16 protein-coding genes and 2 tRNA genes are annotated in these 14,879 nt (G+C 41.2%); 6 read left to right on the forward strand and 12 right to left on the reverse strand.

All coding sequences use genetic code 11. From position 1 onward, the window contains the following. Positions 1 to 159 precede the first annotated feature (159 nt). The 3 genes from NXR94_RS08240 to NXR94_RS08250 all read right to left on the reverse strand — a co-directional run bounded on the left by NXR94_RS08240 (position 160) and on the right by NXR94_RS08250 (position 2,259). Positions 160 to 241, reverse strand: a tRNA-Leu gene (locus NXR94_RS08240). A gap of 135 nt (positions 242 to 376) precedes the next feature. Next, positions 377 to 973, reverse strand: a complete 597-nt coding sequence (locus NXR94_RS08245; RefSeq protein WP_258104142.1) for a hypothetical protein — start codon at positions 971 to 973, stop codon at positions 377 to 379. 284 nt (positions 974 to 1,257) lie between these two features. After that, complete coding sequence (locus NXR94_RS08250; protein WP_258104144.1) at positions 1,258 to 2,259, reverse strand: GyrI-like domain-containing protein; 1,002 nt, start codon at positions 2,257 to 2,259, stop codon at positions 1,258 to 1,260. A 68-nt stretch (positions 2,260 to 2,327) separates the two neighbouring features. Here NXR94_RS08250 and NXR94_RS08255 point away from each other — a divergent pair, with 68 nt between their 5' ends. Then, positions 2,328 to 2,711 (forward strand): RDD family protein, encoded by a 384-nt coding sequence (locus NXR94_RS08255; protein ID WP_258104145.1) that lies wholly within the window; start codon positions 2,328 to 2,330, stop codon positions 2,709 to 2,711. A gap of 69 nt (positions 2,712 to 2,780) precedes the next feature. Next, positions 2,781 to 3,368: a TIGR00645 family protein gene (locus tag NXR94_RS08260; RefSeq protein ID WP_258104146.1), complete on the forward strand. Its 588-nt coding sequence runs from the start codon at positions 2,781 to 2,783 to the stop codon at positions 3,366 to 3,368. 81 nt (positions 3,369 to 3,449) lie between these two features. Here the strand turns inward: NXR94_RS08260 and NXR94_RS08265 are convergent, their stop codons facing one another. From NXR94_RS08265 to NXR94_RS08285, 5 genes are all read right to left on the reverse strand, one after another. After that, positions 3,450 to 4,502 (reverse strand): M42 family metallopeptidase, encoded by a 1,053-nt coding sequence (locus NXR94_RS08265; RefSeq protein WP_258104147.1) that lies wholly within the window; start codon positions 4,500 to 4,502, stop codon positions 3,450 to 3,452. A gap of 72 nt (positions 4,503 to 4,574) precedes the next feature. After that, positions 4,575 to 4,658, reverse strand: a tRNA-Leu gene (locus tag NXR94_RS08270). Positions 4,659 to 4,747: 89 nt separating this feature from the next. Then, positions 4,748 to 5,515 carry a LytTR family DNA-binding domain-containing protein gene (locus NXR94_RS08275; RefSeq protein ID WP_258104148.1) on the reverse strand — a complete coding sequence of 256 codons (768 nt, stop codon included), beginning with the start codon at positions 5,513 to 5,515 and terminating at the stop codon, positions 4,748 to 4,750. Between the two features lie 22 nt (positions 5,516 to 5,537). Further along, a complete protein-coding gene (locus tag NXR94_RS08280; protein ID WP_258104149.1) occupies positions 5,538 to 6,527 on the reverse strand; it encodes a histidine kinase in 990 nt (329 codons plus the stop codon). A gap of 14 nt (positions 6,528 to 6,541) precedes the next feature. After that, positions 6,542 to 6,727: a hypothetical protein gene (locus tag NXR94_RS08285; RefSeq protein ID WP_258104150.1), complete on the reverse strand. Its 186-nt coding sequence runs from the start codon at positions 6,725 to 6,727 to the stop codon at positions 6,542 to 6,544. 201 nt (positions 6,728 to 6,928) lie between these two features. On the opposite strand from NXR94_RS08285, the gene NXR94_RS08290 reads away from it, so the two are divergent. Together NXR94_RS08290 and NXR94_RS08295 are read left to right on the forward strand one after the other, a co-directional pair. After that, positions 6,929 to 7,792: a DUF5777 family beta-barrel protein gene (locus NXR94_RS08290; protein WP_258104151.1), complete on the forward strand. Its 864-nt coding sequence runs from the start codon at positions 6,929 to 6,931 to the stop codon at positions 7,790 to 7,792. Between the two features lie 2 nt (positions 7,793 to 7,794). Beyond that, positions 7,795 to 8,784, forward strand: a complete 990-nt coding sequence (locus NXR94_RS08295) for a c-type cytochrome (protein ID WP_258104152.1) — start codon at positions 7,795 to 7,797, stop codon at positions 8,782 to 8,784. Between the two features lie 55 nt (positions 8,785 to 8,839). On the opposite strand, the gene NXR94_RS08300 is transcribed toward NXR94_RS08295, so the two are convergent. Together NXR94_RS08300 and NXR94_RS08305 are read right to left on the reverse strand one after the other, a co-directional pair. Continuing rightward, positions 8,840 to 9,622, reverse strand: a complete 783-nt coding sequence (locus NXR94_RS08300; protein ID WP_258104153.1) for an acyl-CoA desaturase — start codon at positions 9,620 to 9,622, stop codon at positions 8,840 to 8,842. A 106-nt stretch (positions 9,623 to 9,728) separates the two neighbouring features. Then, a complete protein-coding gene (locus NXR94_RS08305; RefSeq protein ID WP_308706265.1) occupies positions 9,729 to 10,328 on the reverse strand; it encodes a sigma-70 family RNA polymerase sigma factor in 600 nt (199 codons plus the stop codon). Positions 10,329 to 10,447: 119 nt separating this feature from the next. On the opposite strand from NXR94_RS08305, the gene NXR94_RS08310 reads away from it, so the two are divergent. Both NXR94_RS08310 and NXR94_RS08315 read left to right on the forward strand, forming a co-directional pair. Then, the gene (locus NXR94_RS08310) at positions 10,448 to 11,140 is read left to right on the forward strand and encodes a pseudouridine synthase (RefSeq protein WP_258104154.1); all 693 of its coding nucleotides are present in this window, start codon (positions 10,448 to 10,450) and stop codon (positions 11,138 to 11,140) included. A 39-nt stretch (positions 11,141 to 11,179) separates the two neighbouring features. Beyond that, positions 11,180 to 11,536 (forward strand): LytTR family DNA-binding domain-containing protein, encoded by a 357-nt coding sequence (locus tag NXR94_RS08315; RefSeq protein ID WP_258104155.1) that lies wholly within the window; start codon positions 11,180 to 11,182, stop codon positions 11,534 to 11,536. A gap of 101 nt (positions 11,537 to 11,637) precedes the next feature. On the opposite strand, the gene NXR94_RS08320 is transcribed toward NXR94_RS08315, so the two are convergent. Both NXR94_RS08320 and NXR94_RS08325 read right to left on the reverse strand, forming a co-directional pair. Beyond that, the gene (locus tag NXR94_RS08320) at positions 11,638 to 13,533 is read right to left on the reverse strand and encodes a tetratricopeptide repeat-containing sensor histidine kinase (RefSeq protein WP_258104156.1); all 1,896 of its coding nucleotides are present in this window, start codon (positions 13,531 to 13,533) and stop codon (positions 11,638 to 11,640) included. Then, positions 13,533 to 13,880 (reverse strand): hypothetical protein, encoded by a 348-nt coding sequence (locus NXR94_RS08325; RefSeq protein WP_258104157.1) that lies wholly within the window; start codon positions 13,878 to 13,880, stop codon positions 13,533 to 13,535. Before NXR94_RS08325 ends, NXR94_RS08320 begins: the two co-directional genes overlap by 1 nt. Between the last annotated feature and the right edge of the window lie 999 nt (positions 13,881 to 14,879).

Raw genomic sequence — 14,879 nt, forward strand, 5'->3', positions numbered from 1 at the left:
GCATAGCTGATTAACTAAGATGAAATTCATTATAAACGTCCGAGTTGCAAACTCGAACCAGCATGAGGCCGGTCGCTCCGTCGTAAGGTCGAACCAGCACTCCCTGCGGAACTAAAAACACAAAACCCCTGAAAATCAAAAGATTAACAGGGGTTTCTGTACCTGAGGCCGGAATCGAACCGGCACTCCTTGCGGAACACGAGTTTGAGTCGTGCGCGTCTACCAGTTCCGCCACTCAGGCTTATCACTTGGTGCTATTCACACACTCCGTTCTAAAACGGATGGCAAAAGTATATTAATGTACTTACTAAAACAACAAAAAAAATGGAGAAGCTTTCGCCTCTCCATTAATAGGATCAATATGCACTAAAGCAGATTAAAATGTTATCGATTCTTCCTTGAAAATTTTATCTCTGTGAGACAAAACAAAAGTTACTTTTTCTGTTGACATTTTATGGAAATCGAATTTCTTCAATACCTCCTCGGTATCTTCAAGAGACTCGCTGTAGATCGTGTTTCTGTCCTCATCCAGAATGCTTAAGTACACATTCTTTCCTTCCGGATGAGTTCCGGAGAGCAACACACTTTTAGATCCAGCATCTCTTAGCTGAAAGTCAAAGCCTGAAACATCTCCAAGGATGATCTCTTCTGAAAAATCATATCCCAACGTCGATTCCACAGCAATCAGATACTTGCCTTCAGGAAGGGTGGACAAGTCGTATTGCTTAACAAAAGCGTCGGTTGATTTTACATTTTCCATATATATAGCATCTCCATCGCTATCAAGCCATTTGATAGTGACGTTCCCCTTCTCTGATCCTTTAAAGATCAATTTGTAGGAGTCCTGTTTTTCCTGAGCCACAACCCTGCAAAACGTAGCAGTAGTAAGTGAGTCCGTGCTCGCTGACACATTAGCCGCGCTAAAAACTATTAATAGCGCTGCTAGTACTAGGGTTTTAATCGTGTTTCTCATAAGTGTTTGAATTATGAATTACTTATACAAAGTGAATCAAACACCATTATAATTTCAACAAAGAGCCATTATTGATGCGTAATTTTTTAAAAAAAGGCTTATTTATTGAAATGAAACAAAAAATCTTGCTGTTTTTAGAAAATCTATAAATCCACACATTTTTTAAGAGTGTTTTTGCACTTATTTCATCAACTATATGATTATTTCGGGTTTCGACGTTTTTCCAAAAAAAAGCCCGATTAATAATTAATCAGGCAAACAAAATTTCGATTAGTACTCTTATATCACTTCACCGGAAAATATACATGCGTAACCCAGTTAGCAGTATCCGGGTCAGACTCCGGATCTGTGAGGTATTCCTCCCACGGATCACCTGTAATTTCATAATCTGCAAAGGCTATATAGTCTCCTAATTCCTTGTAAGCAGACTCTAACCCAGAATAATCTCCTTTATAAAGATATTTAACGGCGGTAGTTGAAGGCATGGAATACCTATCAATGGTCTCAGGCAAAGCTTCTGTAGCGTCGCTTACCGGCAATCCACAAATAAAGCTGGTGGAATTTTCTGAGTAATCAGAATACACCGCAATAGGATATCCTGCCATTTCTACTCCATTCAAATTGGTATAACCAAATAAAGTCCCATAGCTCTGGGCCATTACAGATGATATCAAAGCAGGGTCCACTGTACTTGAGATCCCTATATAATCAAAACCTTCAACGCTTGTCAATGAAATATCGGAGGTAGCTTCAGGGGCCGATTCCAGTCTTTCCTTGAAAGATTGAAGACCAGCCTCGTAATCCGGTCCCAATAAATTGTCCATCATCAGACCAAATAGCTTTCCGATCCCAGAGACTCCAAGTTCATCATAGGTCCAGGTCAGCTGAGTCCCTCCATCAGATGATTCAATAATATAGGAAGCTGTCGGCGACGAATCGAACCCCTCAAATTTCATCAAGGTCTTGACCAGCGCATCCGGCTTGATTTCAATGATTTCCATTGATCCCGAGCCCACATCATCACTTTCACTGACCCAGGTCATCTTCGTACCTACTCCGAGTTCCGGGCCTTCATAGGTATAAACCGTGGCAGTGTCCCTGGCAGCCCACGGAGACCAGTCATTAAAGTTTTTAAAGGTCACCAGTTCCCTGTAGACCTCTCCGGGCGTCGCATCGATGACCACACTTCTTGAGATATGTGTTTCGTCCGGCAGCGCGAGCACCATAACAAATACCAGCAATACCAATGCGACAAAAGCAATACCGATTACTTTGAGTAGTTTCATAGATTTAGGTTTTTATTGGTTTGTGGGACTTAATTTAGCCAATAAAATTTTCAATTATAAAGGATAAAATGACTCCTGCCGGCTTTTGGATAAGAATGATGGCTCATAACATAGATTTTCTGATCTACCTGATCGTAGCCTTCCTTTTCAGCTTATTAAAGCTTGATATCTTCCAAACCAGCATGGCGGTCTGGGTTTTCTTTCTTTGCTTTGAGACCATTTTTACCCTAAGCAAGTGGCAAGCCACTCCGGGAAAGATTTACATGAAAGTAAAAATCGTCTCTGATAATTACCATAAACCACAATGGCATCAGGCATTACTACGATCCCTACTAAAAGCACCTTCCCTGATATTTCTATTTATTGGCTTCGCACTGATTAATTTCCGTGAAGACCACCGGGCATTGCATGACTTACTTGCTAAGACTCAGGTAGTCTTCTCTAAGAGTTGATTTTTTAATGATTATAACGCTTTTCAACTAGAAGAATCTTTTTATCTTTCCGCTAAACTGACCTAACGAATGGAACACGACGAAACTGAAGAAACCGGCATAAAGAAGTTCGAAAATTTTTTCGAAGGTTTTATATTCTGGAGTAGATGGGTTCAGGCACCCATGTATATCGGTTTGTCCTTTGGAGCAATCCTTTATCTTTTCAAATTCTTTCAGGAATTATATCACACTTTTCATCAGACTATCGAGCTGCATGAAACTGAGATGATGCTTCGCATCCTTGGTTTGGTGGATATTTCCATGGTAATGAACCTCGTGGTAATGGTAACGATCGGTGGGTACTCCATTTTTACCAGCCGCATTGATGTGGACCATCATGAGGATAAGCCATTATGGCTGGAAGACCTTGATGCGGGCCAATTGAAAATTAAGCTTTCTACATCGCTGGCATCAATTTCCGGGGTTCAGCTTTTGAAAGCATTCATTAATTATAAGGCCACAGCAGAACAGACGAGTGTCGAAGGTATCATTATTGAAATTGTGATACACATGGTCTTCATTACTTCAGCCCTACTTCTGTCACAAACAGAAAAAATCACTCATAGTTACAAGCATGGCTCTCATGCCAAAACAACAGCTAAGGAATTAGGGGATTGAAATGAGGTTTATTCCTATTAATTAGATATTCAATGAATTAAATAAAAAAGGCTTTCAAATTTGAAAGCCTTTTTCTTTTGGTCAATACTCCCAGCTGGCAGTATTCATATCTTCGAGTGCAGCTACCAGTAACCTCACCGAATCATCAATATCCTTTTTATGAGACATCTCTATCACCTGATGCAGGTGTCTGGTCGGAATGGAGATAGCTCCTGCAATGGAACCATTTTTACCCATCCGCTGAACTCCTGAGGTATCCGTGCCACCCGCTGCAAGAATCTCCGGCTGCCATGGAATCTCGTGTTTAGCCGCTGTTGCTTTTAGGTATTTCACCATTCTCGAGTCACAGATGGTCATAGCATCCATAATCTTGATGGCTGTCCCCTTGCCTAGCGCCGTCACCTTTTCATGGGCCTGAGCTCCCGGCAGGTCATAAGCAATCGTGGTATCCAGTGCGATACCAAAATCAGGATTGATCGTATGGGCCGCTACATTAGCTCCTCTGATACCAACCTCCTCCTGCACGGTAAAGACAGCATATAAGTCAAATGCAGGTGCTTTTATATTTTTAAGTGCTTCAATAAGGATGTAAACCGCTACTCTGTTGTCAATGGATTTACAATTGACACATTCTCCCATTTCGATGAGCTCACGCTGTCGCGTGATTGGATTCCCTATCTCAATCCATTCCTCTAGCTCCTCCTTACTCATCCCGCTGTCGATGAAATAGTCTTCAATCTTTGCCGGCTTATTCCTCTCCTCAGCTTTCATTACATGGATCGGCTTGCTCCCCATCACTCCTATGATATCCTTTTTACCATGAATGATGACCCTTTGTGCAGTAAGGGTTTTCGGATCGAATCCACCTAGCGTTTGGAACCGAATGAATCCTTCATCATCAATATGCGATACCAAAAAGCCAATCTCATCCATATGAGCCGCAACCATCACACTCTTGCCTTCCGGGTTATTTACCCCTTTTTTAATCGCGATGACATTACCCATATTATCTATGCTATACTCATCTACATGACCTTGGATCTCCTTAACAACCAGATCACGAATTTCCTTTTCGAAACCCGGTGCTCCCGGAGCCTCGCATATGTTTTTCAGAAGTGCTACGTCTACGCTCATTTGTATATTTTTTATGAAATGTGATTCAAAATAAAAAAAGTCCAGAAGAAGCCCGGACTTTTAGAAGTATTGTGCGCACGAGAAGATTCGAACTTCCACACAAGTTAATGCACCACCCCCTCAAGATGGCGTGTCTACCAATTCCACCACGTGCGCGAATTGCAGGCTCGAAATTGAACAATCTTTGTTAATTCTCAAACATTCGGACATGCATTTCTAATGATCAGGCCAGGAAATTCCGGAAATCAACGGTTCAGCCATTTTTTAAACGGCCCTGATCGCTCCACACTGACGATCACATCCAATTCTTTAGGCGCCGAAGGATCCAGGTCTATTTTGACCCTGCTCTTGGAATAGGCCACCATGTTCTTAATAGCCTCAAATGAGATGATGAATTTTCTATTGATCCGGAAAAATTTCGCTGGATTGATCGCATCCTCCAAATCTCCAAGATTGTAATTGATGATATGCTGTGAACCCTCTTTGGTTACTAAAAAAGTATACCGATCCTCACTGAAAAAGTATGCAACCCTGTTTTCCGGTATGGAGGTCAATCGTTCGCCCAGGGTCACCAAAAATCGTTCCTGATAAGCTGCCGAAGAAGATTGTTGTTTAAGTGCACTCAGTACCGAATCGACATCAAAAGTTTTCTTATCGGTAGCCCAGGACCTGTACTTATCCAAAGCAGCCTTAAGCTCATCCCGATCAATCGGTTTGAGTAGATAGTCTATACTGTTTTCTTTGAAAGCTCTTATGGCATATTGATCATATGCTGTAGTGAGAACAATCGGTATATTTTTCTTAACCTGACTGAAAATATCGAAACTCAACCCGTCACCCAGCTCAATGTCAGAAAGGATCAGGTCCACATCATTGTGGCTAAGCCATTCCACAGAGGCACGCACACTATCCAGCTTAACAACAACCTTCGAGTCGTCACTAATTTCATTCAGTGTCTTTGCCAAATCTTCGGCCGCAAGGGGCTCGTCTTCAATAATCGCAATGTTGAGCATATTAGACGTTTCTCCTTAAAAGTTAAAATGTTTCTTCTAATAATGGAATTTTAGAGTAATAAAATCCGTCCTGCTCATAGAACAGTGGTTGCTTGTCGGTGATATACGAATACCTTCGAATGAGGTTTTCCTGCCCAATACCGGTAGAATCAGTAGCGGATTTGAATTGAAAGTTATTTTTGACGACCAACCAATCCCCTTCATTATAAACATGTACCATCAAAGGCCTATCTACAGTGACCACATTGTGCTTTACCGTATTTTCAATGAGCAACTGGAGTGAAGCACTGGGTATGACGTAATCAGCATAAGCGGGATCCACCTTTGAGATATATTCAATGGCTCCCTGAAAGCGGACATTTTGCAAGTGAAAGTAGTTATTACAAAACTTTAACTCTTCTGAAAGCCTGACAATATTATCCTTGTGGTGCTCCAACAGGTAACGATATATATTTGACAATCCTCGAATGAATTCCCTTGCCTGCTGGTTATCAGAGACCAAGGCATGCAGCGTATTGAGGCAATTAAAAAGGAAATGCGGATTTACCTGGTTTCTCAAACTTTCTAACTCTGATATCACCATCTCCTTTTCCTTCCGCTCAGACCGCACGAGAAGTTCCTTATTCAGCTGAACCAATCGTTGGTTTTCAATGGCCCTGCTAATAATAATCCTCATTTCGTCATAGGTCCACGGCTTGGAAATGTAATGGTAGATATGCCCCTCATTGATCGCCGTGATTACCGTATCCATATCGGCATACCCGGTCACCAGAATTTTCACAGGATCAATAGGTAATTTCATTACCTCCTGTAAGAACTCCACACCTGTCATTCGAGGCATGCGCTGATCAGTAAAAATGATAGAGATATCCGGCTCATCGGCCAGAACCTTCAAACCTTCATGTCCTGATTGGGCCGTGTAGATCGTATACTCACGTCGAAAGACGGATTTGAAGTAGTCAAGATTCCCTTGTTCATCATCGACATAGAGGATTTTGACCGACTCATCCATTTTTCCGAGTGTGTTTATAGACTTCTTTTAACGATACTCAAGAAAACAGATGTACCAGAAACAAAAACGATCCCTAACATGGTATTGACCAAAACCTCAGGAACATGTCCTGTATCGTTGACAATAAGAATCAAAATTAATCCTAAAAGCGCCGTAATTATTCCTCCGATAAATCCAACTTGTTGAAGTGCGTGCATCATAAAATAGTATAGGTATGGTAAATAGTTTTGTTATCCGTCCAAGATAATAAATGATGACTGTTTATAAAACCATCTGCTTTTGGAACTCGGTTAGAGGGCACTATTATTCGTTTAAGTGACATATTCTGTCGTTGAATCTAATCTAATTTTCGAGTTGTTCCGTAAATCAATAGCTTTATTAAACGCAACAAGCCCTTACATATGAAAAAGACTGTACTCTCATCTCTTCTGGCAGCCATAGCTTTTCTCTGCCATGCACAGAGCAATTATACATATGGCACCTTTGATGACACCCGCATAGTCAATGGACATTCGGTTGAAACGAATACTGAAGGGGTGCTCAAGTTTATTATCTCACACCGGTTTGAAAAACTCAACTCCGGAGCACAGGATGCATGGGGCTTAGACTTTTCGACCATGAGAATCGGGTTGGACTATGGCATTACTAACCGATTTACAGTTGGGCTTGGACGTAGTACCTTTGAAAAGACTGTAGATACATATTTGAAGTACAAGCTGCTACGCCAGTCCAGCGGTGAGAAAAATACCCCTATTACATTGACACTACTCGGTACGGTCGCATGGAAAACCCAAAACCCTCCTGACGATCCTCTTTTTGATGATAGTAGGTTTGCCTACACCTTTCAACTATTGATGGCCAGGAAATTGACTGATCGCCTAAGCGCGCAGATTATGCCTACCATTTTGCATAGAAATGTAGTTTCTGCCATTGAGGAAAACGACATTCTTTCTCTTGGATTCGCCGCACAATACCATGTTACCCAAAACATTAGTCTTTCCGCAGAATACTACGCTACCCCCTCCTCCTATCTACCTGAGAAATCCGATCTGGGGGCCAATGATCCGGAATACAATCAGTCGCTCGCCATCGGAATCCAGTTTGATACCAAAGGGCACATTTTCCAGCTTCATTTTGGAAACAGTAGAGGAATGATTGAAAAATTCTTCGTTGGGGAAACGCGTGGAAGCTGGCTTGACGGTGATATCCACTTTGGATTCAACATCACCAGAGACTTTAAAATAAAAGGTAGAAAAATCAGATAGCCATGAAACAGATATACAGGATTTTCATAGCTATATCCGTTGGGGCTGCTTTTCTTGCCACTACCAATCCCGAGTATAAATCGGCAAAACCCCAAACCATATGGAAGTTACTTCATGAGCTTGGTGAAAATTATCCGGACCATTATGTCGAGCCCGATGATCAATGGATCGCACAGGGAGAAGACCTCATCAAACATGGTCGCACAGTACTGGAAGATGGGTCAAAAAGTGCCTACATCAGCAAATACTACACCTGTACAAGCTGTCACAACCTGGTCAGAGAAGACCCTGATCTCACGGTGGTAGATCAGGAAGCACGACTCAATTATGCGATCGAAAAGAATATACCATATTTACAGGGCTCCACCTTCTGGGGTATCGTAAACCGGGAAACATGGTACAATGACGATTATGTTCTGAAATACGGTGACCTTGTAAGAAAAGCTGAAAACAGCCTACCTGAAAGCATTCAACTATGTGCGAAGGTCTGCTCCCAGGGGCGACCGTTAGAAGAATGGGAAATGAAGAGTATTTTGGCGTATCTCTGGTCCATTCAAATGACCTTGTCAGATATCGACTTAAGCATAGAGGACTTACAATCCATCCCCGATGATGAAAAGGTGAATTTCATCAAATCAAAATACTTACTCAAGTCACCCGCCACTTTTGCAGATCCCCCGGAAGACAAAGATAAAGGATATGATTACACAGGAAGTCCGGAGTTAGGCGAAGCCATTTTTGAGTTGGGTTGTCAGCATTGTCACCGCCCAATGGGAGAAAGTGAAGTCGTTTTTGAGAATAATGCACTCACACTCAATTGGCTGGAAAGGCATATCACCGACAAAGGGGACCTATCTATTTATGAGATCATTAGAAAAGGCACCTATAGCGAATACGGTCACAAGGAGTACATGCCTCATTACACGCTTGAAAAAATGTCCCATCAGCAGGTAGAGGACCTGCGTGCCTTTATTGAACAAGGCCCGATATAACAAAAAAGCCCTGATGATACCATCAGGGCTTCAATATAATATTTTAAGAAGTGCCTTAAGCCGCAACCTTCTTTTCTTTCGCCTCAGGCTTAAGCTTCGCTTCTTTCTTATTTACCAACTCGATCACTCCAACTTTATCCAATAGTTTGATAATTGGGTACGTAGGATCAAACTCATGCCATCTCACACCACCAAAGTTCGCTCTTGAACCATATTTGTGGTGATTGTTGTGATAGCTCTCTCCCATCATCAAAAAGTCGAATGGAAGGAAGTTTTTAGAAGTATCACCTACTTTGAAGTTAGTGTAGCCGTAAACGTGCGCAAACCAGTTAATGATCGCTCCGTGGATTGGAGACAACAACCATTGCGCTGGCAACAACAACCACAACCACCATGCATCAGCAAAGGTCCAGTATACCCAGAAGTAAGATGCGCCCCAGAATAGTCTGGATACCCATGATCTGGCAAAGTTGTCAAATGCATGCCACTGAGGAACACCTTCACTGAAACGCTGATCAACTTCAACTTCTTTATTAGTGATGGTAGAATACGTCAATTTCGTTTTCCACATCATTTTGAAAAGATTCTGATCATACTTTGGTGAGTGCGGATCGTTAGGCGTGTCAGCGTACGCGTGGTGCATACGGTGCATTACACCATATCCATAAGCACTCAGGTAGTTTGAGCCTTGAAACAACCAGGTTAACACAAAGAAAAATTTCTCTGCTGCTCTACTCATTGTAAAGGCTTTGTGCGCTGAATATCTGTGCAAGAAAAATGTCTGACAAAATAAAGACAGATACCACTGCGCAATGAAAAACGGGATTATTACTTCCATTTAATTCTCTTGTTATCTATTTGATTTAATTCTCTTCGTAAAAGGGTTCAGCCCTTTTGTATCTATAAAGACAAAAGCGTGTGACGTTTGTGACAAAAAAGTGAAATTATTTTTCGTCTTCGGGGCCGGTTTCGAAAATACGATCCATTAATTCATCAAAATTTCCCTCCTGAGAGGCTTTATTGATAGCTTCAAAGTAGGCTTCCACATCAAAAGAAAAATTAAACTTTTCAGCTTCTTTCGATAATTTATCCTTCGCACGTGAAACCATCTGACGACAATGGTCTTTCTTTTTATTGAAGATTTCCTGGAGTTCGTCGTATTCAAAATCAAATACTTCGCGCAAGAGAAAAACTCCTCTTTCCATCGGCCCGAGCTTCTTGTGAAGCACCTCCAATGCAGACGAAATCTCATGCTTAATATCCAGGTGGGAAAAGTCGATTTTCTCAAAAAGATCCGGCAAATGCACAGATTCGAGGTAATCTTTCTTTTTCTCCTTTAGGGAATTGACGTGATTGAGACAGCCATTGGTCACAGATTTGATGAGATAAGCTTTAGCATTCTCAACTTTGCTGTTGTCAATGGTAAGATACTTTTCGAACGCGTCCTGCACGATATCCTCGGCATCATGCATACAACCAACCATCCGTTGTGCTATCGAATGAAGCATTGGTTGATACTGCGCTATAGCTATGGCTGTGTTCAGTTCTTATTCAATTTTAAAATGCAAAAGTACTGCATTTATTCCGTATTATCCTTGTTAAGTACAATTACAGGTAAACTCAAATTTATAGATTTACAATTCCTAAAAACCAAATCGGCTATATGATAGAAATCATATATCGGGATGAATTCCTGGTAGCGATCAACAAACCTCCCGGGCTTCTGGTTCACCGCTCGCCTATTGCAAAAGATGCAACAGAATTTGCCGTACAACGCCTCAGGGAGCAGTTAGGACAACATGTTTACCCTGCGCACCGGCTGGATCGCAAAACATCCGGCGTCTTAGTCTTTGGATTATCGTCTGAGATTAACAGTACCTTACAACAGCTATTTCAAAACAAAAATGTTGTCAAGAAATACCTCGCCATTGTTCGAGGATTTACGAAACCATCCGGGACCATCGACTATGCGCTTCGCCGGGATGACGGAAAGCTTCAGGACGCCATCACCCATTATCACACCATCAGTCAAACAGAATTAGCGGTTCCTTTCGGAAAACATCCAACTTCCAGGTATTCACTGATTGAAGCTCAACCCGAAACCGGACGAATGCACCAATTGAGAAAGCATTTTGCCCATATCTTTCATCCCATCATTGCCGATCGTCCACACGGTTGCAACAAACAAAACAGGTTGTTTAAAGAAAAATGGAATATGGACACCATGATGTTGCATGCTTCTGAACTCTCATTTCCGCATCCCGCTACTAATCAGTTAATTACCATGAAGGCTCCGATACAATCGGAATTTCAAAGAACACTCGATTTCCTCAAATTAAATATTCCTGGTAATTGAGTTTGAACCCGATCAACTTCCTATTATTGTGAAAAAATTATGATGATCACCTGCCTGGCCATAGACGATGACTCGCTTTTTTTAAAGCTGCTCAAATCCTATTTCAATGATTTTGATAACATCGAATTGATCGGCTCTTATGAGAATCCGATAGATGGAGTGATGGCTGTGGTCAAGCAAAAACCCGATATCCTGCTCATAGATATCGAAATGCCTTACATGGATGGGTTTGAAACGCTGGAAACACTCGATAAAAAACCCAAAATCATTATTATCTCCGGACACTTGAATAATCCTAACCTTCCTGATCTGGACGTAGATAAATTTATCAGCAAACGCTCCTTAAAAGATCCGGCTATCCTGGAAAATGCCATTTGGTCGGTGATGAATGATTAAGCATTTGGCTTTGGGTATTGGGGTTTATTTTCTCTACTACTGTCTACGCTTTAATTTAGTACTAATTAATCCCCCCTTTTTAAGAGGGTCAAGGGGATTTATTAATTAGCAGGCAGCCAAATACTGAAGGTGGTCCCTTTGTCCTCCTGACTATCCACTTCAATCTTGCCGCCATTAATTTCAATAAACTCATTCACGAGTTGAAGTCCTAAACCCAAACCTTTTTCGCCGGCAGTGCCGTAGGTGGATTTTTTGTCCTGTAGCCTGAAAAGATTATTGAGTTTATGCTGTGGCATACCCACTCCTGTATCGCTCACCTGGATCAATACTCTTTCACCCTCCTGCCTTCCGCTGATCGTTACAGTGCCTCCTGCCGGGGTAAACTTGAGGGCATTATTCACAAGGTTTCTCAGGATGGTTTGTGTCATATTTTTATCCGCCTTGAAAAGCAGCCCGTCTCCCACTTCTGATTTCAGGGCAACATTTTTACCTGAAGCCATATTCAGGAAAGTACCAATCTGCTCTCCGGCAATTTCCTGCAAATTGAGTGTCTGAGGATTATACGGAACTTGTCCTTGCTGCTGCATGGCCCAGGAAAGAAGGTTATCAAGCAAACTGGAAAGACGCTCCACGGAGTGATCAATGTTATCTGCCACTTCAAGTAGCTGGTCTGTGTCTTTACTCTTCACAAAAAATTTGATCATACGGCTGATACCAAAAAAAGAGCTGATTGGTCCACGAAGGTCATGAGAGATAATAGAGAAAAACTTGTCTTTAGTAGCATTAAGAGACTCCAGCTCCTGTTTTTGAGTCTCCAATAGACGATTGACTTTGGCCTTGGATTGATAAAACTGATAAATCACAATAGCTAATACAATTAAAACAAACGCCAAAACAGCCACCGATATCAAGATTATTCTTTGCGTTTTCTTTTCTGCGGTGAGTACGTCGACTTCTAGTTGCTTCTGACCTACTTCGTATTCTGTTCGGAGATTGGCCATCTGCTGCACAGATTCCAAATTGGTGATGCTGTCTTTGTACGATGAATAATCTAAGTAAAAGTTAAGTGCCTTCTGAAAATGTCCCCTCTCCTTGTGTAATTCATAAAGCATGTAACTGGCATCCATGATTTGTTCCTTTAATCCCATTTGCTTTGCTAAGGCAACACTAGCAAGAGATTTTTCAATGGCTTTTTCTATGCTCCCTTGTTCCCGATACAATTCTGAAAGCTGCCATAAATAATCAGACTTTCCATATGAGTCTCCAAGATCATCAAGGATATTAAAAACCTTGGAAAGCTCTTTCTCAATTCCTAGGGTTTCTCCTTGTTTAATTTTGATTAAAGCTCGATTTCCAATGCTGTAAGCGTTTAAAAGTCTTTGTTTCGAATAATTGGCATATTCTGAAGATTTTTGATAAAAGTGAAGGGCACTGTCTAGCAAATCCATTTCATAGTATGAATTTCCCAGATTAAAAAAACCATAGGAAAGATTTGTAGTGTCATCAAGTTCTTGAAATATTTCAAGACTCAAATTGTGATATATAATGGCGTTCTTATAGTTGCCGTTTTGTCTGTGCAAATTACCAATTGATCCATACACTTGTCCGAGAATCAGACTATTTTGAGTCATTTCATCTAGATTAGCGCATTTATAAAAATGATCAAGCGCCACATTTAGGCTGCCAAGATATTTGTAACCATTACCTAAGTATAGATATGCATTTTGTTGGCTATTCACCTCACCCAAGGCTTGGGCTAGACTGAGTAACTTTTGCCCATATGTGACGATTTGTCCCGGGTCAGACTCAGTTCGAGCTATTTCATCCAAGATTTTCAGTTTTGTGAGGTCATCGTATTGATTTTTCTCCAAAAGCGATTTTAAACTGTCAGAGTGGTTCTTGTTGATTTGAGCTATTGAGACTCCTGAAAGCACAAAAAGACCCACCACTATGGAAAGGGCAAGTCTTTTGAATGTATAACTGTTCTTTTTCTTCATTAGCCTGGGGGATACCTTAATTCAGGATCAAAATCAAGATATCCTCCAGCAGGGTCTGCTGGCTTCACGGAGATAGTATATTTCTCAGTGGTAGGGTTTGGGATAGATGAATTGGTAACACCTTTTGGTGTTTTGGTATCATCCCCATTTACTTGTTTTATTATAGCACTTTTGTTAGGCTTAATTTTCACTTTTGAGATGGTATCATCGGCAATCCAATCAACTTCGTCATTTTCATTAACACCAGTTTTTGGACTGTCTGGCCCCACAGGGGTCCAGTTTGTTGAGCCGTTGGGGCTCCATTTCAAGGTGGTGCCGTCTAAGGTCAGGTAAATGCTTGTCGCCATAATTTAATTTTGTTTAGCGGTAAAAATATTATCATTTGATGGCATGAATATATCAAAAGATTGCTTTTGTTCCATGTAATGAAAAGAATTATGCGTGAAAGATTGTTAAAAGAGGATATCTCCTCTTTATTTTGTAGGGGTTGAAGGCCTGTAGGCACAGAACGCCTTGCTTAGTACTCGCTTGCATATAAAATCAATCTTGATTTTTTGGGATTTATGCATTGGTAGACTGGGATCGCATCATGAAGGATTTGCATAAACCTTTTTTGATAAGGTTCCCGCCTACGCGGCCCGGCCTACGCGGCCCGACCTACGCGGCTCGACCTACGCAGGAATGACGTTCTAATTTTGGTCTCATCCGGTCTGTGAATAAAAACATCTTATTACTCATATTAACCTGGTCCTAACTTTATGGGATTCCTGAACAAGTCAGGAATGACGTTATTAGCCTGGTTCTATTATGCTCGCGAATGCCGGCATCTCATAGGACAGAAAAGCACATATGCATTTTGATGAGACCTCTGCCTGCGCAGAGGTGACGTTCTGAGTTTGGTTCCCTTATGCCGTGAAGGAATGACATTCACATTGCAGTGGCAAGACAATCTATTATCATTTGATAGTGTCCTACTGACAAAATAAATTGTATACACAATCTAGGTAGCTCCAAAAATGAAATCCACGCACATAAAAAAAGCACAAATCCTTTTGGATCTGTGCTCTTATGCTTTGCTGGTAAGGACCTCCTTAATTGTCCATTATTTGAAGATGGTTATTGAGAAACCATCTGACACTCAATAACCGTGTCGTCAATTTATGATCTATAGCCCGCTCTAAATTAAAATCGAGATGTCTCAGTATATTAGTAGCGCAGAGCGGAAATAGCGCCTTCTCATCATTAGTCAGTTCTTGAAAAAGATTCGTATTTACATTCATAATCGTCTCAACTAGCAGATTAATTTTGTATAATTTTATATTACAAAAGTGCTATTTCCATTGAGT

Source organism: Marinoscillum sp. MHG1-6, assembly GCF_024714475.1.
Taxonomy (GTDB): Bacteria; Bacteroidota; Bacteroidia; order Cytophagales; family Cyclobacteriaceae; genus JAMZMI01.

Excerpts from the sequence above, each read along its gene's own strand:
- NXR94_RS08245 (WP_258104142.1), bottom strand. The coding sequence starts at position 973 with ATGAGAAACACGATTAAAACCCTAGTACTAGCAGCGCTATTAATAGTT.
- NXR94_RS08250 (WP_258104144.1), bottom strand. The coding sequence starts at position 2,259 with ATGAAACTACTCAAAGTAATCGGTATTGCTTTTGTCGCATTGGTATTG.
- NXR94_RS08255 (WP_258104145.1), top strand. The coding sequence starts at position 2,328 with ATGACTCCTGCCGGCTTTTGGATAAGAATGATGGCTCATAACATAGAT.
- NXR94_RS08260 (WP_258104146.1), top strand. The coding sequence starts at position 2,781 with ATGGAACACGACGAAACTGAAGAAACCGGCATAAAGAAGTTCGAAAAT.
- NXR94_RS08265 (WP_258104147.1), bottom strand. The coding sequence starts at position 4,502 with ATGAGCGTAGACGTAGCACTTCTGAAAAACATATGCGAGGCTCCGGGA.
- NXR94_RS08275 (WP_258104148.1), bottom strand. The coding sequence starts at position 5,515 with ATGCTCAACATTGCGATTATTGAAGACGAGCCCCTTGCGGCCGAAGAT.
- NXR94_RS08280 (WP_258104149.1), bottom strand. The coding sequence starts at position 6,527 with ATGGATGAGTCGGTCAAAATCCTCTATGTCGATGATGAACAAGGGAAT.
- NXR94_RS08285 (WP_258104150.1), bottom strand. The coding sequence starts at position 6,727 with ATGATGCACGCACTTCAACAAGTTGGATTTATCGGAGGAATAATTACG.
- NXR94_RS08290 (WP_258104151.1), top strand. The coding sequence starts at position 6,929 with ATGAAAAAGACTGTACTCTCATCTCTTCTGGCAGCCATAGCTTTTCTC.
- NXR94_RS08295 (WP_258104152.1), top strand. The coding sequence starts at position 7,795 with ATGAAACAGATATACAGGATTTTCATAGCTATATCCGTTGGGGCTGCT.
- NXR94_RS08300 (WP_258104153.1), bottom strand. The coding sequence starts at position 9,622 with ATGGAAGTAATAATCCCGTTTTTCATTGCGCAGTGGTATCTGTCTTTA.
- NXR94_RS08310 (WP_258104154.1), top strand. The coding sequence starts at position 10,448 with ATGATAGAAATCATATATCGGGATGAATTCCTGGTAGCGATCAACAAA.
- NXR94_RS08315 (WP_258104155.1), top strand. The coding sequence starts at position 11,180 with ATGATGATCACCTGCCTGGCCATAGACGATGACTCGCTTTTTTTAAAG.
- NXR94_RS08320 (WP_258104156.1), bottom strand. The coding sequence starts at position 13,533 with ATGAAGAAAAAGAACAGTTATACATTCAAAAGACTTGCCCTTTCCATA.
- NXR94_RS08325 (WP_258104157.1), bottom strand. The coding sequence starts at position 13,880 with ATGGCGACAAGCATTTACCTGACCTTAGACGGCACCACCTTGAAATGG.